The organism is Amycolatopsis ultiminotia, from assembly GCF_039536925.1.
GTDB classification, from domain to species: domain Bacteria; phylum Actinomycetota; class Actinomycetes; order Mycobacteriales; family Pseudonocardiaceae; genus Amycolatopsis; species Amycolatopsis ultiminotia.
This window is the reverse complement of sequence record NZ_BAAAZN010000017.1, coordinates 140,706-161,109: the sequence shown is the minus strand read 5'-3', so window position 1 is coordinate 161,109 and position 20,404 is coordinate 140,706. Positions and strand designations below refer to the sequence as shown.

General features: G+C 71.2%; 20 protein-coding genes. 7 read left to right on the top strand and 13 right to left on the bottom strand.

From position 1 onward, the window contains the following. Positions 1–83: 83 nt before the first annotated feature. Complete coding sequence (locus ABD793_RS32095) at positions 84–2,411, top strand: FAD-dependent oxidoreductase (protein ID WP_344866856.1); 2,328 nt, start codon at positions 84–86, stop codon at positions 2,409–2,411. Positions 2,412–2,456: 45 nt separating this feature from the next. Here the strand turns inward: ABD793_RS32095 and ABD793_RS32090 are convergent, their stop codons facing one another. Then, a complete protein-coding gene (locus ABD793_RS32090; protein WP_344866854.1) occupies positions 2,457–3,365 on the bottom strand; it encodes an SDR family oxidoreductase in 909 nt (302 codons plus the stop codon). A gap of 84 nt (positions 3,366–3,449) precedes the next feature. Between ABD793_RS32090 and ABD793_RS32085 the strand changes: the two genes are divergently transcribed. Next, positions 3,450–4,022 (top strand): TetR family transcriptional regulator, encoded by a 573-nt coding sequence (locus ABD793_RS32085; protein ID WP_344866852.1) that lies wholly within the window; start codon positions 3,450–3,452, stop codon positions 4,020–4,022. Between the two features lie 4 nt (positions 4,023–4,026). Here ABD793_RS32085 and ABD793_RS32080 read toward each other — a convergent pair whose 3' ends face one another. Then, positions 4,027–4,677, bottom strand: a complete 651-nt coding sequence (locus ABD793_RS32080; RefSeq protein WP_344866850.1) for a dTMP kinase — start codon at positions 4,675–4,677, stop codon at positions 4,027–4,029. A 59-nt stretch (positions 4,678–4,736) separates the two neighbouring features. Between ABD793_RS32080 and ABD793_RS32075 the strand changes: the two genes are divergently transcribed. Next, positions 4,737–4,994 carry a hypothetical protein gene (locus tag ABD793_RS32075; RefSeq protein WP_344866848.1) on the top strand — a complete coding sequence of 86 codons (258 nt, stop codon included), beginning with the start codon at positions 4,737–4,739 and terminating at the stop codon, positions 4,992–4,994. On the opposite strand, the gene ABD793_RS32070 is transcribed toward ABD793_RS32075, so the two are convergent. Continuing rightward, on the bottom strand, positions 4,991–5,440 hold the full coding sequence (locus ABD793_RS32070; protein ID WP_344866846.1) for a hypothetical protein: 450 nt from the start codon (positions 5,438–5,440) through the stop codon (positions 4,991–4,993). The genes ABD793_RS32075 and ABD793_RS32070 overlap by 4 nt on opposite strands. Positions 5,441–5,725: 285 nt before the next feature. On the opposite strand from ABD793_RS32070, the gene ABD793_RS32065 reads away from it, so the two are divergent. Then, positions 5,726–6,718 carry a hypothetical protein gene (locus tag ABD793_RS32065; protein WP_344866844.1) on the top strand — a complete coding sequence of 331 codons (993 nt, stop codon included), beginning with the start codon at positions 5,726–5,728 and terminating at the stop codon, positions 6,716–6,718. A gap of 2 nt (positions 6,719–6,720) precedes the next feature. Here the strand turns inward: ABD793_RS32065 and ABD793_RS32060 are convergent, their stop codons facing one another. Then, positions 6,721–7,185 carry a YbaK/EbsC family protein gene (locus ABD793_RS32060; RefSeq protein ID WP_344866842.1) on the bottom strand — a complete coding sequence of 155 codons (465 nt, stop codon included), beginning with the start codon at positions 7,183–7,185 and terminating at the stop codon, positions 6,721–6,723. Positions 7,186–7,231: 46 nt separating this feature from the next. Here ABD793_RS32060 and ABD793_RS32055 point away from each other — a divergent pair, with 46 nt between their 5' ends. Continuing rightward, the gene (locus ABD793_RS32055; RefSeq protein ID WP_344866840.1) at positions 7,232–7,768 is read left to right on the top strand and encodes a helix-turn-helix domain-containing protein; all 537 of its coding nucleotides are present in this window, start codon (positions 7,232–7,234) and stop codon (positions 7,766–7,768) included. Between the two features lie 32 nt (positions 7,769–7,800). On the opposite strand, the gene ABD793_RS32050 is transcribed toward ABD793_RS32055, so the two are convergent. After that, entirely contained in the window at positions 7,801–7,947 is a 147-nt protein-coding gene (locus ABD793_RS32050) for a hypothetical protein (protein WP_344866838.1), read from the bottom strand. 600 nt (positions 7,948–8,547) lie between these two features. Further along, positions 8,548–10,020 carry an adenosylhomocysteinase gene (ahcY, locus tag ABD793_RS32045; RefSeq protein WP_344866836.1) on the bottom strand — a complete coding sequence of 491 codons (1,473 nt, stop codon included), beginning with the start codon at positions 10,018–10,020 and terminating at the stop codon, positions 8,548–8,550. Positions 10,021–10,089: 69 nt separating this feature from the next. On the opposite strand from ahcY, the gene ABD793_RS32040 reads away from it, so the two are divergent. Further along, positions 10,090–12,381, top strand: coding sequence for a hypothetical protein (locus tag ABD793_RS32040; protein ID WP_344866834.1), 2,292 nt, complete (start codon positions 10,090–10,092; stop codon positions 12,379–12,381). Positions 12,382–12,406: 25 nt separating this feature from the next. Here the strand turns inward: ABD793_RS32040 and ABD793_RS32035 are convergent, their stop codons facing one another. From ABD793_RS32035 to ABD793_RS32005, 7 genes are all read right to left on the bottom strand, one after another. Next, on the bottom strand, positions 12,407–13,945 hold the full coding sequence (locus ABD793_RS32035; protein WP_344866832.1) for an amino acid permease: 1,539 nt from the start codon (positions 13,943–13,945) through the stop codon (positions 12,407–12,409). A gap of 77 nt (positions 13,946–14,022) precedes the next feature. After that, positions 14,023–14,937, bottom strand: a complete 915-nt coding sequence (locus ABD793_RS32030) for a cation diffusion facilitator family transporter (protein ID WP_344866830.1) — start codon at positions 14,935–14,937, stop codon at positions 14,023–14,025. A 356-nt stretch (positions 14,938–15,293) separates the two neighbouring features. Continuing rightward, positions 15,294–16,526 (bottom strand): mannose-6-phosphate isomerase, class I, encoded by a 1,233-nt coding sequence (gene manA, locus ABD793_RS32025; RefSeq protein ID WP_344866937.1) that lies wholly within the window; start codon positions 16,524–16,526, stop codon positions 15,294–15,296. A 93-nt stretch (positions 16,527–16,619) separates the two neighbouring features. Next, positions 16,620–17,714 (bottom strand): hypothetical protein, encoded by a 1,095-nt coding sequence (locus ABD793_RS32020; RefSeq protein ID WP_344866828.1) that lies wholly within the window; start codon positions 17,712–17,714, stop codon positions 16,620–16,622. Further along, a complete protein-coding gene (locus ABD793_RS32015) occupies positions 17,698–17,988 on the bottom strand; it encodes a Trm112 family protein (RefSeq protein ID WP_344866826.1) in 291 nt (96 codons plus the stop codon). Before ABD793_RS32015 ends, ABD793_RS32020 begins: the two co-directional genes overlap by 17 nt. Before the next feature lie 86 nt (positions 17,989–18,074). Further along, a complete protein-coding gene (locus ABD793_RS32010) occupies positions 18,075–19,430 on the bottom strand; it encodes a phosphomannomutase/phosphoglucomutase (RefSeq protein ID WP_344866824.1) in 1,356 nt (451 codons plus the stop codon). Positions 19,431–19,504: 74 nt separating this feature from the next. Further along, positions 19,505–19,858 (bottom strand): DUF3499 domain-containing protein, encoded by a 354-nt coding sequence (locus tag ABD793_RS32005; RefSeq protein WP_344866822.1) that lies wholly within the window; start codon positions 19,856–19,858, stop codon positions 19,505–19,507. 79 nt (positions 19,859–19,937) lie between these two features. On the opposite strand from ABD793_RS32005, the gene ABD793_RS32000 reads away from it, so the two are divergent. Continuing rightward, complete coding sequence (locus ABD793_RS32000) at positions 19,938–20,402, top strand: metallopeptidase family protein (protein WP_344866820.1); 465 nt, start codon at positions 19,938–19,940, stop codon at positions 20,400–20,402. Positions 20,403–20,404 lie beyond the last annotated feature (2 nt).

The following is a 20,404-nucleotide window of genomic DNA, read 5'->3' as shown; positions in this document are numbered from 1 at the left end:
AGCCCGTCTCCGGCGGGCCGTTCGGCATGCCTGTCTCACCCCGAGCCGGCGCCGCAGGCGCCCGGCAGGCAGGAGGTACCGCGGTGGCACCTCGACCGCGCGTGGTCGTGATCGGCGCAGGCCTGCTCGGCTGCGCGGTCGCCGACGAGCTCACCGTCGCGGGCTGGACCGAGGTGACGGTGCTGGAGCAGGGCCAGGAGATCGCCGCGAGCGGGTCCACCGGGCTCGACCACGGGCTGGTGTTCCGCACCCACCCCGACCGCACCGCGACCGAATTCGCGAAGTACACCGTGGACAAGTACGGCGCGCTGACCGTCGACGGCCGCTGGTGCTTCCAGCCGGTGGGCAGCCTCACCCTGGCGACCACCCCGGAGCGGCTCACCGCACTGCGCAGGCAGCACGGCTTGGCCACGTCCTGGGGCGTGCGCAGCTACCTGCGCACCCCGGCCGAATGCGCGCATCTGCATCCGCTGCTCGATCCGGGGAAGCTGCTCGGCGGCCTGCACGTGCCGGGCGACGGACTGGCCGAGCCGGCCCGCGCGGCGCGGGCACAGGCCCGCCGTGCCCGCGCCCGCGGTGCGCGATTCCTGACCGGGCAACGGGTCGTGGAGATCGTCCGCGGCGGCGGGCGGGTGACCGGGGTGGTCACCGACACCGAGCGGTTCCGGGCGGAGGTGATCGTGTCGTGTGCCGGGGTGCGTGGCCCCGAGCTGGGCAGGCTGGTGGATCTGCCGGTGCCGATCGTGCCGATCACCCGGGAGCACGCGCACAGCACGCCGCTGCCGGCGCTGGCCGGGCACAACGACGACTTCACCGAGGCGGGCAAGCCGGTACTGGGCCATCCGGACGCGGGGCTGTCGCTGCGCGAGCACGTGGACCGGATCGGCGTGAGCGCGTTCGCCCAGCACGGCGGCACGGTCCCGCCGTTCAACCCGGCCGGGTTCGAACAGCACTGGGCCAGTGCGGCCGAACTGCTGCCTGCGCTCGCCGAGGGCAAGGCCGAGGAAGGTACCGGCGGACCGGTCCCGATGACCCCGGACGGACTGCCTCTGCTCGGCGAGCACCCGGACCTGGACGGCTTCTGGGTGGCCGAGGCGCTGGGCACGGCCTGGTCCGCGGGCGTCGCGCGGGAGCTGGCGCGCTGGCTGGTGGACGGCCAGGCGCAGCTGGCGCTGCACGCTGTCGACCTCGCGCGGTTCGACCGGGTCCAGCTCGCTCCCGACCACCTGCGGGCACGCAGTATCGCTTCGGCGCACGCTCGGGAGCGCGAGCCCGCCGAAGCACCGCGGACTTCCCCGTTCTACGAACGCGAAATCGCGCTGGGCGCACACTTGCAGGAGGACGACGGCTGGGCCAGACCGCAGTGGTACGCCGCCAACGAGCACCTGCCGGAGGTTTCCTGGGTGCCGGTGCGGGACGAGGAACCGGTCGGAGGCGCCGAAGCGCTGGTCACCCGCAGCCGGGTGGCGATGTTCGACCTGACGCCCCGAAGACGGCTGGAGATCACCGGTCCCGGTGCGTTGCCGTTCCTGCAGGCGATGACCACGAACCAGCTGGACCGCACGCCGGGGTCGGTGCTGGGCACGTTGCTGCTCGGGGAAGACGGCGGCGTGCGCAGCGAGCTCACCGTGACCAGGCTCGGCACCGAGCTGTTCCAGCTGGCGGTGCACAGCCACCTCGACGTCGACTGGTTGTACCGGCATCTGCCCCGCGACGGCGCGGTGCAGCTGCGCGAGATCACGTCCGGCACGTGCTGTCTCGGACTGTGGGGGCCGCTCGCCAGGCAGGTACTGCCGGAACTGTCCACACTGGATTTCACGAGCGGGGTGAAGGCCCGGCGCGGCTACGTCGGCGACGTACCGGTCCTCGCCGTGGGAGTGTCCGAAGTGGGCGAACCGGGCTGGGAACTGCACACGAGCGCGGACCTCGGCCGGCGGCTGTGGGACACGGTGCAGAAGGCCGGGCGGCCACACGGGATCATCGCCGCCGGGCAGATCGCGCTCACCAGCCTCCGGCTCGAGGAAGGGCACCGCGAATGCGGCACCGACGTGACCACCGAACACGATCCGTACGAAGCAGGTCTCGGATTCGCCGTTCGCATGGACAAGGGGTACTTCCTCGGCCGGGACACGCTGCGGGAACGTTCACCGGCCACCGTGAGCCGGAAGCTGGTGTGCCTGATCGTCGACGATCCGCAGCATGTCCTGCGCGGGAAGGAGCCGGTGTACGCCGAAGGCCGCCCGGCCGGCTACGTCACGAGTGCGGCATACGGCTACACCGTGGGCAAGAACCTCGCACACGCCTGGTTGCCGGTCGAGTACGCGAAGCCGAGAACCCCCGTCGAAATCGTCTCCTCCGGTGAACGGCTTGCCGCGAAAGTTGCCGCGGAACCGTTGCGGAGCACGGAATGACGCCCGACGGGCACCCGAAGCGGGCCGGTGCGGTCGGCCGGGACTTCAGGCGGTGGTGAAGTAGTGGTCCTCCTCCAGCTCCGCGAGCAGGCCCTGGTGCTCCGGCTTCCACCCGAGGACCTCCTGTGTGCGCAGCGACGACGCCGGGTTGTCCACGCCCACCGCCGCACCGAGGAAGCCGAACTGCGCCGCACTCTCCTCCGCCGGGATGCTGACTGCCGGCACGCCGAGGCGCCGCCCGATCGTCTCGGCGATCTGCCGCAGCGGGATGCCCTCGTCGTTCACCGGGTGCAGCCGGGTCCCGGCCGGCGCGCTTTCCAGAGCCAGCCGGTAGACCCGGGCCGCGTCCAGGGTGTGCCCGGCGGGCCAGCGGTTGGCACCTTCGCCGAGGTAGGCGGAACGGCCGGTACGCCGGGCGGCGGCGATCAGCGTCGGCACGAAGCCGTGCTTGTCGAGTGCGCTGTACACCACCGGGGGCAGCCGGACGACCGAGGACCGCACGCCGTGTCCGGAGAGCCCGATCAGGAGGTTTTCCGCGTCCACCCGGGGGCCACCGGGGGCCACGTCGTCCTCGGTGCCGGTGCGGTCGAGGCCGGCCGCCAGCAGCATCATCGTGCCCGAGGTGCCGACGAAGGGCTTGCCGGTCCCGGCGAGCGCGTCGCCGATGGTCTGAACCACCGCCAGGTCAGCGTGCACCGCGCCGGCGTAGTCGTTCGCGACCATCAGGTCGTGCTTGAACGCGAGGTGGATGACGCCGTCCGCCTCGGTCGCCGCTTGCCGCAGGCCGTCGAGGTCGTCCAGATCGCCACGGCGGACCGTGGCGCCACGAGCACGCACCGCCTCCGCCGAAGCGTCCGAACGGGCAAGGCCGACGACCTCGTGACCCGCCGAGAGCAGGTCGGGGATCAGCGCCGCGGCGACGTGGCCGCTGGCTCCGGTGATGAAGACGCGCATGGTGGTTCCTTCCGTGATGACACCAGGTGACATCACAAACAGTACACCGTGATGACACCAGGTGCCATCACCTATCATGGACAGATGGCCCGCTGGGAACCGAACACCCGTGCCCGATTGGAACTGGCCGCGCTCGAGCTGTTCGTGGAGCGGGGCTACGACCAGACGACCGTCGCCGAGATCGCCGAGCGCGCCGGGCTCACGAAACGGACCTTCTTCCGCTACTTCGCCGACAAGCGCGAGGTGCTGTTCGGCGGGCAGGACGTACTGGTCCGGCTGTTCACCGAGGGCATCGCCGCGGCACCCGAGCAGGCGACGCCGCTGGAGACGATCGGCGCCGCACTGGAAGCCGGCTCCGTGGTGTTCGAGCAGGCACGGCGTGCGCTGTCGCGCAAACGCCAGGTGATCGTGGCCGACCACCGCGATCTGCGGGAACGTGAGCTGCTCAAGGCCACCTCGCTCACCGAGACCATGCGCGAGGCCCTTCGCGAACGCGGGGTGCCGGACACGACCGCGAACCTCGCCTCGACGGTCGGTTCGCTCGCCTTCACCGCGGCGTTCGAACGTTGGATCGCACCGGACGGGAACCCGGATTTCGCCGCGCTGGCCGGCGAAGCACTCGACGAACTGCGCAAGTCCGTCACCGAACTGGGGTGAAAACTCAGCCGAGCAACGACTTCGCCAGCGTCGGCAGGTCCACTCCGGCCACTCCGTCGAGCACGTGCCACGGCGCGAGCCAGCCGGCCCCGGCCAGTTCGTCGTACACCGCAGCACAACGCTGCTGCAGGGAATCGTCGGATTCGAACGCGTCCCGTGCCCGCTCGGCGTCCGACTCCGCACGGCGCACCGCCCGTTCGGCGGCGACCTCCGGGCTGACCCGCAGCAGCAGCTGCGCATCCGGCCGGGGCAGCGCGAAGCGGGTCACCTCGAGGTCCCACACCCAGCGCACCACCTCGCCGTCGGCGTGCTGGCGCAGCCGAGCGGCGGCGTAGGCGGCGTTCGAGGCGACATACCGGTCGAGGAGCACGACGTCGTTCTCCGCCTGCAGCGCACGGATCTCGTCCGCGGCACCACTGCGGTCGAGGGCGTACAGCATCGCCATCCCGTACACCGAATCGCCGAGGTCGCCGTGCCCCCGATGCAGCGCCTCCCGCACGAGATCGGCGTGCACGCTGCGGCCGTACCGCGGAAAGGCAAGCCCGGCAACGCTCGCGCCTGCCTGTTCGAGCGCGGCGGTGAGCCCCTCGGACAGGGTGCGCTTGCCCGCCCCGTCCAGACCTTCGATGACGACCAGTCTCCCCACGGCGACCACCCTAGGACATGGCGGGCTTTGCCCGTTCAGGCAGAGCGCACCGCAGCCGGGGCCGCGCCGTGAGCACCGCACTGTCCGACGCACACGCCACGCCAGTCGGCGATCTGCGGAACGACTCCATCGACCACCGGCTACTGCCCGGCGACGGAGAACTGGTCCGTTTCCTGCGCACGGTGTACGGCAAACGCCCCGACCTCCCGCTGGCCGTCGAGGCGATGTCCGCCCCGCTGCACGCACTCCCGCAGCCGGAGAACACCCGGCGCAACGGCACCGCGGTCCGGCGGGTCCTGGCGGCGGCCGGCGGGCGCGACAGCTAGCCCGGCTCGCGCCGCATGTGCACCAGGTAACCCACCGGGGCCACGACCAGCAGCCCGGCCAACGCGAGCAGAGGGATCCAGCTGTTGTCATGGGGTTCCGGGGTCTGGCCACGGTCGCCGCGGGACACGATGCGGGGGCGGGCTTCACCGGTCGCGGCGTACGCGGCGCCGGTGCCGGACGCAGTCAGGTGTGCCTCGCCAGTGCCAGGCCCCGCCAGGCGGACGTTGCCGGTGCCGGACTCCGCCAAGTGTGCGGTGCCGGGTCCGGCCAGGCGGGCGGTGCCGGTGCCGGACCCCGCCAAGTGTGCGGTGCCGGGTCCGGCCAGGCGGGCGTTGCCGGTGCCGGCGGGCTGCGCCGCGCTCGCGCCCGGTGCCGACACCAGCAACGCCAAGCCGGTCAGCAGGACCAGCAGTGCGAAGCCGGCCACCCGGTCCCGCCGGGCCACTCTGTCGTCGTTCCCGGTTCTCCGTCTCTTCCCCAGCATCGGCACGGCAAGCCTCCCGCCGATCTGCCGTTACGGTGGTTACCACGGTGAACAGCGCGGTCACCGAGAGCAAGACGCGCCTGTCGCGGCGGCGACGTTCCGGGTCGGTCCGGGAACGCGGAACGGCTACGCTTCCGTGGCCGAGCACGCCGAACGGTGGTCGGGCGGGTGGCCGCACGCTGCTACCGTGAACGTTCCGCGGTGTTCACGCCTCACGCGCGAACGGCCGCGGGTGGAGGGACAGCGGTGGCACGAGACGGGGAAGGCCCACTGATCATCGAACCTGGCAGGCGTGGTCCCGGCGAACCGCCACCCGAGCTCGCCGAGGCACTGCGCACCGGCGAGTTCCACGTGGCACTGCGGATGGCCATTGCCCACCGCGGCCTTTCGCTCGCCCGGCTGCGAGCCCACCTCGCACTCCGCGGCGTCCACATCGGACAGTCCACGTTGAGCTACTGGCAGCGCGGGCTCCGCCAGCCGGAGGTTCCCAAGGCACTGCCCGCCGTCCGCGCACTCGAATCGGTGCTGCAACTGCCTGCCGACTCGCTCGTGGTGCTGATCGGCCCGCGCACCGCCCGCCCGCGCGGGCACCAGGCCGCGGCGTCGTTCCACGACCTGCGCTCCGGCGAGATGGGGTCGATCGTCGAGCAGCTGCTCACCGATCTGGGCGTGCTGCCCGCCGCACACCACTCCAACGCCGATCTCGAACTGCTCTCGGTGCACGACCGGATCACCATCGACGAGCAGCGCCACCAGGTCAGTTTCCGCACCCGGCTGGTCACCAGGGCCCGCAGGCACGGCCCGGACCGCTATGTGACCGTCTACAACGGAGACCCCGGCTGCCGGATCGACGACGTCCAGCTGATCACCGCGGAAGGCTGCCGGGTCGGCCGGATCCGGCGGCACCCCGGCAGCGAGACGATGGCCACCGAGCTGCTGTTCGACCGCAAGCTCGCCGAGGGCGACATCCACGTGTTCTGCTTCGAGGTGCGCGACGATTCGCCCGTGCTCTTCCCCGGCTACTACCGGATGCTGCGCGACCAGTGCGCCAGCTACCTGCTGCAGCTGCAGTTCTCCCCGGCGGCGATGCCCGCCCGCTGCACCCGCGAGGTGCGCGCCCGCGACGACGCGCTGCCGGTCGAGGCCGAGGAGCTCGCATGCGACACCGGCGGCGTGACCAGTGGTTACTTCGGCGACACCGGACCCGGCCTGGCCGGGATCGCGGTGGAGTGGAACTGAGCTCAGTCGCCGACCGCGGCGACCCGGCCGCCGGTGATCCGCACCAGCTCGTCGAAGGTGGTGGGGAAGACCGCATTCGGGGTACCCGCCGCCGCCCAGAGCGGGTCGTACTCGGCAAGGTGCTCGTCCACCACCGTCTCCAGCGGCGCCGGATGCCCGACCGGTGCCACGCCGCCGATGACCTGCCCGGTCGCGGCGCGGACCTGGTCCGGGGTGGCCCGGCGGATCTCTTCGCGGCCGAGCCGGACGGCGAGCGCACCGACCTCGACCCGGTGCGCCCCGCTGGTCAGCACGAGCAGCGGGCTGCCGTCGGCGAGGAACACCAGACTGTTCGCGATCGCGCCGACCGGGCAGCCGAGAGCTTCGGCCGCCTCCGCCGCGGTCCGGGTGGAGCGGGGCAGCTGCCTGGCGCGGCCGGCCGCTCCGGCCGCATCGAGCGCTTCCTGCACCTGCTGCATCGTGGTCATCACACGCCTCCTCGTGTTCTGTAAACAGAACACTAGACTAGGCCAGGTGCAGCCGCCTCCGTCATCCGGGCCGGACGCCCGCGCGCTCGCGATCTCGGTCGGCGGGCGCATCCGCACCCTGCGCACCCGCGCCGGCGTCGGTCTCACCGCGCTCTCGGCAGGCAGCGGACTGGGCAAGGGCACGCTGTCGGAACTGGAGAACGGACGGCGAAACCCCACTCTGGACACGCTGTTCGCCATCGCGACCGCACTGTCGGTGCCGCTGAGCGACCTGCTGACCGGCGAAGAGGTGCACGGCGACAGCGTGACCGCGACGCTGCTCGGCCGGTGGGCGGAGCCGGACGCGCTGACCGAGGTCTACCGGCTGAACATCGACGAGCGGCCCCAGCTGTCCAAACCGCACAGTCCCGGCGTGCTGGAGGTACTGACCGTGCTCACCGGCGTGGCCGAGGTCGGCCCTGCGGACGCACCGGTGTCGTTGCGGGCCACCGAAACCCACACCTTCACCGCGGAGACGGACCACGTGTACCGGGGCGTCGGCGGTCCGGCCACCGCGGTGCTGACAATGCGCTATCCCCGTTGAGGAATGGCTCGGGCGGGCTGGTGCGTGTCTGATCATGCTTTGGTCGGGGTGAGCACGACGTGCAGGACGACCGCGGATCGGTAGAGAATGGCGAGCTTGTCGTGGCAGGTCGCCAGGCCGCGCCACTGTTCGAGCAGGGTGAAGCCGCGTTCGACGACGCCTGCGGCCACGGTGGTCAACCGAGTCGAGGGCAGGTGGACGCCCGCCGCGGGAACCGCGGCGTGTGCGGTGTCCGGCCTGATCAGCCGGTTCCGGGATCACCGCAGTGACGCCGCGGGCATGCAGCTGTCCGCGGATCGCGCGCGAGGAACAGGCCTTGTCACCGCGCAGATGCCACATCGGATGGGCAAACGTCGGCGCATCCCCGGCCTGGCCGGGCCCGGCCAACGTCACCAGCGGGCGGCCGGTGCCGTCGACGAGATGGTGCGCTGTGAGAGCGGCCGAGCGCGTGATCAGGCGGCTCGGTCAGCAGCTGCGTGTAGTTCGACCCAGCCCCTGCGGGACGGGTGATGCTGATGCACCCGCGCGATCGTGGAATCCACCGACACCGACCAACCGACCGAGCAGCCGGGAACGGCCGGCCCCGCTTGCCGGTGCGGACCGGAAGCAGGTTCTCGATCAACGCGCACCGATCGGCTGAAAGCAACTAGAACCGCGACACCCGGACAGCATCGCAGTCACACTTCGGGACCTTTGCCAGACACACCTGGTGCACAACACCCGGTAGTCGCGGAAAAGCCGCCCCGAAACGCGTTCGGGGCGGCTTTTCCGCGGGCCGCTCAGTAGCGGTAGTGCTCCGATTTGAACGGGCCCTCGACGTCCACGTCGATGTACTCGGCCTGTTCCTTCGACAGCTTGGTGAGTTCGCCGCCGAGTGCCTCCAGGTGGATCCGGGCCACCTTCTCGTCCAGCTTCTTCGGGAGGCGGTAGACCTCCTTGTCGTACTCCTCCGGCTTGGTGAACAGCTCGATCTGCGCGATCACCTGGTTCGAGAAGCTGTTGGACATCACGAACGACGGGTGCCCGGTCGCGTTGCCGAGGTTCAGCAGCCTGCCCTCGGACAACACGAGGATGGTGTTGCCGTTGGGGAACACCCACTCGTCCACCTGCGGTTTGATGCTCACCCGGCGCACCCCGGGGTACCGGGCGAGACCCGCCATGTCGAGCTCGTTGTCGAAGTGCCCGATGTTGCCGAGGATGGCCTGGTGCTTCATCTTCGCCATGTGCTCGACCATCACCACGTTCTTGTTGCCGGTGGTGGTGATCACGATGTCCGCCTCGGCGAGCACGTTCTCCAGCTTCTTGACCTGGTACCCGTCCATCGCCGCCTGCAGCGCGCAGATCGGGTCGATCTCGGTCACGATCACCCGCGCGCCCTGCCCACGCAGCGACTCCGCGGCACCCTTGCCGACGTCGCCGTAGCCGCAGACCACCGCGACCTTGCCGCCGATCAGCACGTCGGTGCCGCGGTTGATGCCGTCGACCAGCGAGTGCCGGATGCCGTAGCGGTTGTCGAACTTGGACTTGGTGACCGCGTCGTTCACGTTGATCGCGGGGAACAACAACTCACCGGCCGCGGCGAGCTGGTAGAGCCGCAACACGCCGGTGGTGGTCTCCTCGGTGACCCCGCGCACGCCCTCGCCGATGGTCGTCCACTTCCCGGTGTCCGCCGCGACGGAGGCTCGCAGCAGCTCCAGGAAGACCTTCCACTCGTCGGGGTCCTCGTCGTCGGCGGGCGGCACCACGCCTGCCTTCTCGTACTCGGCACCCTTGTGCACGAGCATGGTCGCGTCACCGCCGTCGTCGAGGATCATGTTCGGGCCCTCGCCGTCCCAGGTGAGCATCCGCTCGGTGCACCACCAGTACTCCTCGAGCGACTCGCCCTTCCACGCGAACACCGGCACCCCCTTCGGCTCCTCGACGGTGCCGTGCGGGCCGACCACCACGGCCGCGGCCGCGTGATCCTGGGTGGAGAAGATGTTGCACGAGGCCCAGCGCACCTGTGCGCCCAGCGCCACCAGCGTCTCGATCAGCACCGCCGTCTGCACGGTCATGTGCAGCGACCCGGAGATCCGCGCGCCGCGCAGCGGGTAGACCTCCGCGTACTCGCGGCGCAGCGCCATCAGGCCGGGCATCTCGTGTTCGGCGAGGCGGATCTCCTTCCGGCCGAACTCGGCGGCGTCCAGATCGGCGACGGCGAATTCGATGCCGCCCCGGGTGTCGTGCCGCTTGACAACGCTTTCGGGGGTCATAGTGCGGTTCCTCCAAGGATTGATGGCACCTGAACAGTACCGTTGTCGGCTCGACGTTTACTCGATCGGATGAGGAGAGAAATCACCGTGCCCGCCCCGCTCCCCGGCCCAGACACCCGCATCGTCGAACTCAGGGTGGCCGGACTCGTGGGCACGAGCGGCGAAACCCTGCTCGACGCGGTGACCACGGTGGACGTCGCAGGCGACGGACTCGGCCGGGTCGTGCGCCCGGCCGATCGGCTCCGCCGTCCCGCCCCCGGTCCGGTGGTGCCCGCGCTCGGCCGGTCGATCCCGCGCACCCTCGAAGGCTACCTGTGGACCGGGATGACCTCGGGGGGTGCCGCGAAGGCGGTCTGGGCGCTGCTGTTCCCGTTCTCGCTGGCGAATGTCGCGTTCTGGATGCTGCCGCCGGTACACCGGGCACGCTGGCTCGGCGGGCTCTGCCGTGGCCTGCTGCGGGTGGCCGCGCTGCTGCTCACCATGCTGCTGGTCAGCCAGATCTCGGCGATGGTGGTCGACCTCGTCGCGTCCCAGTGCCTCGCGCCCGGCCGGGCCTGCCTGCCGTGGGTGCCGTCCTGGTTGCGCGAGGAACCGGTCCGGATCGGCATCGGGGTGGCACTGCTGCTCGGGCTGACCTACGTGCTGCACCGGATCTCGTCCACGAACTGGCGGGTGCGCGGCGGGGACCGCGGCGACCGCAAGGGCGCACCACTGCAGCTGCGGGCCGATCCCGGGGCACCGGGGATGGCCGTACTGCACACGGTGGCCGCGCTGGCGTGCATCGCACTGCCGCTGCTCGGCGGTCCGGCCACCATCCCCGTCGAACTGCCCCGGCTGATCACCTGGATCTGCGCGCTCGCACTGGTGCTCGCGGCGGTGGTGGGCGCCGCGATCGGCAGCGACAGCGGACGCATCGCGCGGCGCAGCCTGGTGGCGTTCGCCACGCTGGTGGTGATCGCGTCGGCGGTGCTGGTGGTGCCGGGGGACCGGCTTCCCGGTATCGACGCGACCGTCGAAGGCCTCGGCGGGGCACTGGTCGTGGTCACCGCGCTGTTCGCGCTCGCGCTCGTACCCTCGGCGCTGCTGGCCCGCTCGACCTGGCGGGACCGGCCACGACGGCTGCGGCCATGGCTCGGCGGCTGGGCCGCGGCGCCGGTGCTCGCACTGGCCGGGCTGCTCGGCGGCGGGTTCGGCGCCGGGCTGGGGTTCGCGGTGCGGCGGCTGCTCGGTGCCGACGGGCTGAAACTGCCGATGACCTACGACCTGGTCACCGCGCTGTGGGGCGGCGGGCTGGCGCTGATGGTGCTGATCGCGGTCGCCGGGTACGCGATCGGGGTGCCGTTGCGCAAGCGCCGCCGCGGTGTTCCGCCGATCGTCGAGCTGATGGAGCCCGACCGGTGCGAGGAACAGGACGTGGCACGGGCGTGGGCCAGGTCGGCCTGGGAACGGCGGCACCTGCACCAGCTGACCACGATCGTGGCGCTGGGCCTGTGCGTCGGCGCGGTGACACTGCTCGTGGTGCGGTTCGGCTTCGGGCTGCAGCCGCCATGGTTCGGCCCGGTGTCCGCGGTCGGGGTGTTCGCGCTCGGCGGCCTCGCGGCGGGCCTGCTGCGGGTGGTCTACTCGGCGGCCCGCTCGCCGGAGCGCAGCAGGCACCTCGGCGCACTGTCGGACCTCGTGTCCTTCTGGCCCCGCGCGGCACATCCGGGCGTGCCCCCGTGCTATGCCCTCAAGGTGGTGCCGGAGCTGGCCGACCGGGTGAAGGAGCATCTCGCCGAACCGGGCACCCGGGTGGTGCTCTCCGGACTGAACCTCGGCAGCGTGCTGACCGTGCTCACTGCGGCCCGGTTGTGCGCCGAACTCCCGGACAGCGAACTGGACCGGGTCGGCCTGCTCACCGCGGGCTCACCGCTGCAGTGGGGCTATCAGCGCGCGTTCCCGGCGGTGCTGCCGCAGGAGTCGCTTGCCGAGCTGTTCGGCAAGCTCGACGGCCGGTGGCGGGCGCTGTGCCGGGGCACCGACATCTTCGGCGGCGGCGTCACCACCTGGCGGCACCAGACCAGCGGCAGGCACCTGCTCGGCGACGGCTACCTCCCGGAAGGCGGATCGGGTCCGCTGGAGACCACCCCGGAGGAGTCCGGTGCGCTGGTGCTCGGCGGCGACCACTGGCTGCCCGATCCGCTGCGCGAGCCGGACGGCCGCCGTCGCTGGGCCCCGGGCGTGCTCAAGCACACCGAGTACCTCGCCGATCCGGAATGGGACAACGCGGTGGCGATGGCCGCCGGACTCGGCCGCACCGGACGGGCCCGTGCGCTCGGCGAGCAGGGCGCGCTCTTCAGCGACCTGCCCCGGCCACGCTGACCCGGCCGCGCCTGAGTCCGCGCGGTCAGTCCTCCGGTGCGGGGGCCGGGCTGGTCTCGGTGCTCTCGCCCGCGGCCAATCGCTTGCCCAGCAGCGAATGCCTGCGGCTGTAGACGAAGTAGAGCACCACGCCGACCACCATCCAGGCCACGAACCGGAGCCAGGTCAGCACAGTCAGGTTCAGCATCAGCCACAGGCAGATCACGATGGCCAGCGGCGCGATCACCCACACGCCCTTCACCTTGAACACCCGCGGCAGATCCGGTCGGGTGCGGCGCAGCACCAGCACCCCGGCGGACACCAGGATGAAGGCGAACAGCGTGCCGACGTTCACCATCTCCTCGAGCTTGTCGGCCGGGAAGAAGGTGGCCGCGATCGCCACCAGCGCGCCGACCACGAGGGTCGCGCTCTTGGGCGTGCCGCGGCTGCTGGTCTTCGCCAGGCCGCGGGGCATGAGGCCGTCGCGTGACATCGCGAAGATGATCCGGATCTGCCCGAGCATCAGCACCATCACGACGGTGGTCAGGCCGGCCAGCGCGCCGACGGAGATCAGGTTCGCCGCCCAGTCCACCCCGTTCGCGGAGAACGCGGTGGCCAGTGTCTTGTGGCTGCCATCGCCCGCCGACGTGGCGAGGTCGGTGTAGGGCACCATACCGACGACCACGAGCGACACCGCGACGTAGAGCACGGTCACGATGGCCAGCGAGCCGAAGATGCCGCGCGGCACGGACTTCTGCGGGTTGCGCGTCTCCTCCGCGGTGGTGGCGACGATGTCGAACCCGATGAACGCGAAGAACACCACCGACGCCGCGGCCAGCAGGCCGAAGACGCCGAAGGAGCTGCTGGCGCCACCGGCGAGCACCGAGAACAGCGACTGGTCCACCCCGGTCTCACCGGCACCGCCGGTCTTGCCGTCCGGGACGAAGGGCGTGTAGTTGGCGCCCTTGATGTAGAAGATGCCGAGGATGATCACGAACAGCACCACCGCGACCTTGATGGCGGTGATCACCATCGAGAACCGCGAAGACAGCTTCGTACCCAGCACCAGCAGGGTGACCAGCACCAGGACCAGCACCAGGGCGCCCCAGTCGATCGAGAAGCCACCGCCGAGGTCGATCGACGAGGTGGCGCCATCTCCGAAGAGGTAGCCGAGCACCGTCTGCAGGTATGAGGACCAGCCCTTGGCCACCGCGGCCGCGCCGACCGCCAGCTCCAGGATCAGGTCCCAGCCGATGATCCACGCCACGAACTCACCGAAGGTGGCGTAGGAGAAGGTGTAGGCGCTGCCCGCGACCGGCACCGTCGAGGCGAACTCGGCGTAGCAGAGTGCGGCCAGCCCGCAGGCGATCGCCGCCATCACGAACGCGACCGGCACCGACGGCCCGGCGTAGTCACCCGCGGTACGCGCGGTGAGCGTGAAAATCCCGGCGCCGACGACCACCGCGACGCCGAACACGGTCAGGTCCCATGCACTCAGATTTCGCCGGAGTTTCGTCCCCGGTTCGTCGGTGTCGCGGATGGACTGCTCGATCGACTTTGTGCGCCTCAAACCCGTGCCGGGCAACGTTGACCTCCTGCGGTGACCTTCGTGGGGACCGGGCGACACCCTAGCGCGCGTGTGTGCCGGCGGCGCGCCGGTCGTTACCGCGGTGCCCGGTCGAGATCGGGTTCGAGGTAGATCAACGACGCCACCGGCAGCTTCGCCCGCACGCGGGCCTCGGCCGCATCGATCGCACCGGCGATCCGCGCCGTGTCGAGTCCGGGCACCAGCGCGAGCTTGGCGGCCACGAGCAGCTCGTCCGGGCCGAGGTACTGGGTGCGGATGTGGATGACCCGCTCGACCTCCCCCGCGGCCAGCTCGCCGACGATGGTGTCCAGTTCGGTGTCCGTGGCGCCCTCGCCGATCAGCAGGCTCTTCATCTCCACGATGAGGATCACCGCGATCACGCCGAGCAGCAGGCCGATCAGCACGGTGCCGATACCGTCGAACACCGGATCACCGGTGAGCACCGACAGCCCCACGCCGAGCAGGGCGAACACGAGACCGGCCAGCGCGCCACTGTCCTCGAGCAGCACCACCGGCAGCTCCGGCTCCTTGGCCTGGCGGATGAACCGCCACCAGCCGTGGTCGCCCTTGATCTTGCCTGCTTCGCCGATCGCGGTGTAGAAGCTGTAGCCCTCCAAGCCGATCGCGACGACCAGGATCACGACCGCGACCAGCGGCGACGCCAGCGGCTCCGGCTCGATGATCTTGTGGATGCCCTCGTACAGTGCGAACGCCGCGCCGAGCGTGAACAGCAGCAGCGCGACGATGAACGAGTAGAAGTACCGTTCCCGGCCGAAACCGAACGGATGCTCGCGGGTGGCCCGCCGCTGCGCCGACTTCTTCCCGAGCAGCAGCAGACCCTGATTGGCCGTGTCGGCGAGCGAGTGCACCGACTCGGCCAGCATGGACGACGACCCGGTGACGAGGAAGCCGACGAACTTCGCCACCGCGATCCCGGCGTTCGCGGACAACGCCGCGATGATCGCCTTGGTACCCCCGCCAGCTGACACAGCTTGCTCCCCGTGATCGGCGCCCGAATTGCCGGGAGCGAGCCTAAGGGGTCGCGGGTTCCGTGCCCTGCGCAGCCCGGGGTAAACCGGCCCCGGGCACGAGTACGACACCGCTTCGCCACCAGGCGGAAACCGAGGTCCGCGGGATCGGGTGCGACAGCTCAGGCGAGAGTGGGGGTTTCGTCGTCGAATTCGGCCACGACCCGCAGGCGGCCGAGCGCGGCCGGCCGAGCCGGTACGCCCGGCCGCACAGTCGGCCTTCGCGGCTTTCCGGACACCGTCGTCGGCAATCGTGCCGTCGCCGACCGCCTCGGTACGGATCTGGCCATGGTGAAGGTGCGCCTCCGAGCCGCGGCTCAGTCCTCGCAGGTGCCCGCCGTTGCGCGGAACAGCTGGGAACGGGTGCCGGCGAGCGGGCGCACTCGCACCGGCGGGTCCGCGGCCGGCAGCCACACCGACTGGCCGCGGCGCAGTTCGACTTCCTCGCCCTCGTCCGCGGTCACCAGCAGGTCGCCCTCGGTGCACAGCAGGATCTGCGGACCTGCCGAGTCGACTTGCAGTTCGGCACCCTCGCCGGCGGCCCACTCCACCCGGGAAAGCTCGAACTCGGGGGCGTCGGTGTGGTAGATCGCCATCCGCCGTCCGTCGGCTTCGCCGTGTTGCACCGGCATCTCGCCGCAGGAGAAGTCGACCACCCGCAGCAGCTCGGGCACGTCCACGTGCTTCGGGGTGAGCCCGCAGCGCAGGATGTTGTCCGAGTTGGCCAGGATCTCCACCGCGGTGCCGTGCAGGTACAGGTGCAGGTTGCCGGCAGGCAGGTAGATCGCCTCGCCGGCACGCAGGGTCAGCCGGTTGAGCAGCAACGCGGCCAGTACCCCGGCGTCGCGTGGATGGGTCTCGCCCAGTTCCAGGATGGTGCGGCATTCCGGGGTGAACTCGCCGTGGTCGGTGAGGTGGCGCACGCAGGCGTCGAGCACCTCCGGCAGCAGCTCGTCGAACGCGGACTGCGGCAGCGTGATCCAGGTGGTGAACAGCGCGCGCAGCCCGGACGGATCGGGCTGCGCCTCCAGCAGGCCGGTGTACTTGGCCAGCCCCGGTGTCTCGATCGCCTTGAGCAGCTTGATCGTGCGGTGCGGATCGCGGAACCCGGCGAGCGCGTGGAACTCGGTGAGCGCGCACACCAGCTCGGGTTTCGCGGTGGGATCCGGGTAGTTGCGGTTGGCCGCGTCGCGCGGGATGCCGAGCCGCTCCTCGCGGGCGTGCCCCTCCGCGGCCTGCGCCGCCGACGGGTGCGCCTGCATGGACAGCGGCTCCTCGGCGGCGAGGATCTTCAGCAGGAACGGCAGCCGGTTGCCCCAGCGCTGTGCGCACCGGCCGCCGAGCTGGCCGACCGGATCGGCGGCAACGAGCTCCAGCAGGCTCCGTTCGGTGCCGTCCGGGCCGATCACGTGCGACGGATCGCCAGGGTGCGCGCCCATCCACAGCTCGGCCTCGGGGTGCGGCGCAGGCACCGGACGCCCCTGCAACCGCGGGATCTCGGTACGCGATCCCCACGCGTAGGGCCGTACGGCGTTGCGCAACAGCTCCACTGTCACCTCAACTCCCCAATTCTTCCCCTCGGACCGGAGCCGCTGCGGCACACGCGGCGGCGGTGCTGCTGCCGGCGCACCTGCCCGGATCCCTCAGGCGGTGGCCGGCTCGTATCTGCCGGCACCGCCGATGCTGCCCGCCGCGAGCCCCAGATAAACGGCGGCAAGCTCGAATCTCAGCGCGAGCACCGCGGCCCGGACGATCTCGTCGGCCTCGATCTCCTCGGCAGGCACCACCAGGTCGGCACCGGGCAGCAGCTCCCCTGCCTGGTAGCGGGCCGCGTCGGTGGCCGGGCCGGTCCGCACCGACAACAGCAGCACGCGCGTCGCGGGGCCTGTGGACGGATCGTCCGGGTCCGCGAAGATATCCCGCTCACCGGTACCCGACTGCGCCGCGCGCCGCAGCGCGGGCTGCGCGAGCGCCTGCCGGTAGTCCGCGACGTCGCACACCACGGCGGCGTGTGCGGCGAAAGCGTGCGCCGCGTGCTCGCCGACGGCGACTGCGACCGGATCCAGTCCCCACAGCAGCGGCACCCGGTCCGCAACCCGCAGTGCCAGCGCTTTGGCCGGATTCGCGAACGACTCGCGAGCCAGGTAGTTCTTCTCCGCCTCCAGGTCGAGCTGGTCGGCGAGCAGCTGCACGTCGGCGACCAGCAGGCCGAGCGCGTTCGCGGTGAGCAGGCCCGCGGCCAGCCCGCGCGGGAACGCCAGCTCGGGCGGCACCGGAACCCGCGGGGTGAGCAGCACGCCCTTGCCGGCGACGGACGCCGCGACCGGGCCGTCCTCGGGCGCGGACAGCACCACCGAAGCGCCGAACCGGGCGGCCCGCTCCAGTGCAGCGGCCAGCTCCCGGTCCCCCGCGTCGTCGGTGTGCGCGAACACCACGTCCAGCGCGCCGATCCAGGCAGGCACCGATTCGGCGACCACCACCGGCACCGGGCACGCCGGGGCCAGCAGCGCGACCAGCAGCCGGGTCAGCGTGCGGCTCACACCGGGGCGGTCGATGAACACCAGCGAACGCGGGCGGCCGAGGTCGAGCCGCTCGCTCAGGTCGAGTTCGGCCGCGGCCTCGGCGGTCGCCCGTACCTGCGCACCTGCCATCGCGGCAGCACGCAGCATGCCCGCCCGGTCGGCCTCGGCCAGCCGCGCGGGATCGTCGAGGAGGGAATCGTCAAGCACTGTCGGCATGATCGTCATCCGGCTCGGCCCCATCACCCGCGGTACCCGTACCCGGGGCCGCGCTCCCGGCGGCCCCGGTACCCGGATCCGCACCGCCCGGTTCCAGCGCCTCGTCGAGCAGCAGCACCGGGATCCCGTCGCGTACCGGGTACACCCGGCCGCATCCGGTGCAGGTCAGCGCGTCGGCCTCCGGATCGTCCGGCGCGCCGGGGCTCAGCGGCGCGTGATCCGGCGACGGGCACGCGAGGATCTCCAGCAGCTGTGCGTCAAGCGTGAGGGCCATGGTTCCTCCATACCACGCGAAACCGGGTCGAGAAGGGCACCTTCCGGACACAATCCTGCCCGGAAGTCCCCCGCGGAGTAGTGCGGTCAGCCACGGACGAGCGCCAGCACGTCGTCGGTCAGCGCCTCGACCGCAGCCCGGTCGGCGGCTTCCACGTTGAGCCGCAGCAGCGGTTCGGTGTTCGACGGGCGCAGGTTGAACCACGCGCCGCCGGGCAGCTGCACGGTGAGCCCGTCCAGCTCGTCGATCTCCGCGCCGGGCTTGCCCGCATAGGCGTCCTTGACCGCGAGCATGCGCGCGACCTGGTCGTCGACCGTCGAGTTGATCTCGCCGGAAGCAGCGTACCGGGAAAAGTCCTGGGTGAGCGAGGACAGCGGGCCATCCTGTTCACCGAGTGCGGCGAGCACGTGCAGTGCGGCGAGCATACCGGTGTCCGCACGCCAGAAGTCGCGGAAGTAGTAGTGCGCGGAGTGCTCACCGCCGAAGATCGCGCCGGTACGCGCCATCTCGGCCTTGATGAACGAGTGCCCGACCCTGGTGCGCACCGGCTTGCCGCCGTGCTCGGCGACGATCTCCGGGACGCCCTTCGAGGTGATCAGGTTGTGGATGACCGTTCCACCGGGCTCCTTGGCCAGCTCGCGCACCGCGACCAGCGAGGTGATCGCACTCGGTGACACCGGCTCGCCCCGCTCGTCCACCACGAAGCAGCGGTCCGCGTCGCCGTCGAAGGCGACCCCGGCGTCCGCACCCACCGCACGCACCTCGGCCTGCAGGTCGACGATGTTCTTCGGATCGAGCGGGTTGGCCTCGTGGTTGGGGAAGGTGCCGTCGAGCTCGAAGTACATCGGCACGATCTCGATCGGCAGCCCGGCGAAGACGGTGGGCACGGTGTGCCCGCCCATCCCGTTGCCGGCGTCCACGACCACCTTCAGCGGCCGCGATCCGCTCAGGTCGACGAGCTTGCGCAGGTAGCCGGCGTAGTCGCCGAGCACGTCCCGCTCGGTCACCGAGCCACGCTGCCCCTCGAACGGCGGCACGCCCTGTTCCACGGTGTCGCGGATCTCGGCAAGGCCGGTGTCCTGTCCGACCGGGGCGGCGCCTGCACGGCACATCTTGATGCCGTTGTACTTCGCGGGGTTGTGGCTCGCGGTGAACATCGCGCCCGGCAGGTTCAGCGAGCCCGACGCGAAGTACAGCTCGTCGGTGCTGCACAGGCCGATCGTCACCACGTCGAGGCCCTGCGACGTCACGCCCTCGGCGAATGCGGCCGAGAGGCCCGGCGACGAGTCGCGCATATCGTGCCCGATCACCACCGCCGGTGCCTCTGGCTTGATGAGCAGGGCGAACGCGGCCCCGAAGTCCCGTACCAGGGCCTCGTCGAGCTGTTCGCCGACCATGCCGCGAATGTCGTAGGCCTTCACGATGCCGGAAAGGTCTGGCACGCCTTCTCCCCGCCGATAGTGTCCTCGCAGCGCTGGTCGCGCCGCGGGCGAAAGCCTACCGGCGGGAGCGTGGTTCAGGCGCGCCCGGGGAGCACGCGCAGGTGCCCGCGCCTGCCGGAGGGGTTCTCCGGCTCGGGCGGCGGGGCGGGGCGGTCCGAACGACCGGCCTCGCGCACGGCCTCGGCCAGCGCGGTCAGCTCGTCGGCGGACTGCTCGGGCTCGGCGAAAGCGCCCTCGTGCCGGACGACTTCCCAGCCCTTCGGCACGGTCAGCCGCAGCGCGTGTGCCTCGCACAGGTCATAGGAATGCGGTTCGGACGCGGTGGCCAGCGGGCCGACGACGGCGGTCGAATCGCGGTAGGCATACGTGAGCGTGGCGACAGCGGGTTCGGGACAACCCGTTCGCGAACATTTCCGTACGCTCCGCACGATCGGAAACGATAGCGCGTCGCCGCAAGGGCGTACCGGCGACACGCGCGTGCCGCCGTCGACCGCATAGACTTGCGAGGTGGCGACGGCTCGTGACTACCGACAACGGCAGCGTCTGCGACGGGACCGGCACGGCCGGGGTCTGCGCGGCACGCTCTATCCGGCGTCGCTGCCTGCCGCCGCCAGCCGCGCGGAGCGGTTCGACGCACTCGTGCTCGACGCGCTCGAGCCGATCGAGGCGCGCTGGCGGCACGAACTGACCAAGCTGGACGTCGCGGTCGACGACGTGCCCGAGGTCCACGAGGACGGGCGCACCGCCGTCGACGGTGTGCTGCACGACGGTGTGGTCCCGCTGTCGCGGCTGGTCCCGGCCGGGGTCGACCGCACCGGACTGCCGACCCGGGCCCGGATCGTGCTGTACCGGCGTCCGCTCGAAGCGCGGGCGAAGGATCCGGCCGAACTGGCCGATCTGGTGCACGACGTGCTGGTCGAGCAGGTCGCGGGGTACCTCGGCGTGGAACCGGACGTGATCGAGGGCGACTGATC

Excerpts from the sequence above, each read along its gene's own strand:
- ABD793_RS32090 (WP_344866854.1), bottom strand. The coding sequence starts at position 3,365 with ATGCGCGTCTTCATCACCGGAGCCAGCGGCCACGTCGCCGCGGCGCTG.
- ABD793_RS32085 (WP_344866852.1), top strand. The coding sequence starts at position 3,450 with ATGGCCCGCTGGGAACCGAACACCCGTGCCCGATTGGAACTGGCCGCG.
- ABD793_RS32060 (WP_344866842.1), bottom strand. The coding sequence starts at position 7,185 with ATGACCACGATGCAGCAGGTGCAGGAAGCGCTCGATGCGGCCGGAGCG.
- ahcY (WP_344866836.1), bottom strand. The coding sequence starts at position 10,020 with ATGACCCCCGAAAGCGTTGTCAAGCGGCACGACACCCGGGGCGGCATC.
- ABD793_RS32040 (WP_344866834.1), top strand. The coding sequence starts at position 10,090 with ATGAGGAGAGAAATCACCGTGCCCGCCCCGCTCCCCGGCCCAGACACC.
- ABD793_RS32020 (WP_344866828.1), bottom strand. The coding sequence starts at position 17,714 with ATGCCGACAGTGCTTGACGATTCCCTCCTCGACGATCCCGCGCGGCTG.
- ABD793_RS32015 (WP_344866826.1), bottom strand. The coding sequence starts at position 17,988 with ATGGCCCTCACGCTTGACGCACAGCTGCTGGAGATCCTCGCGTGCCCG.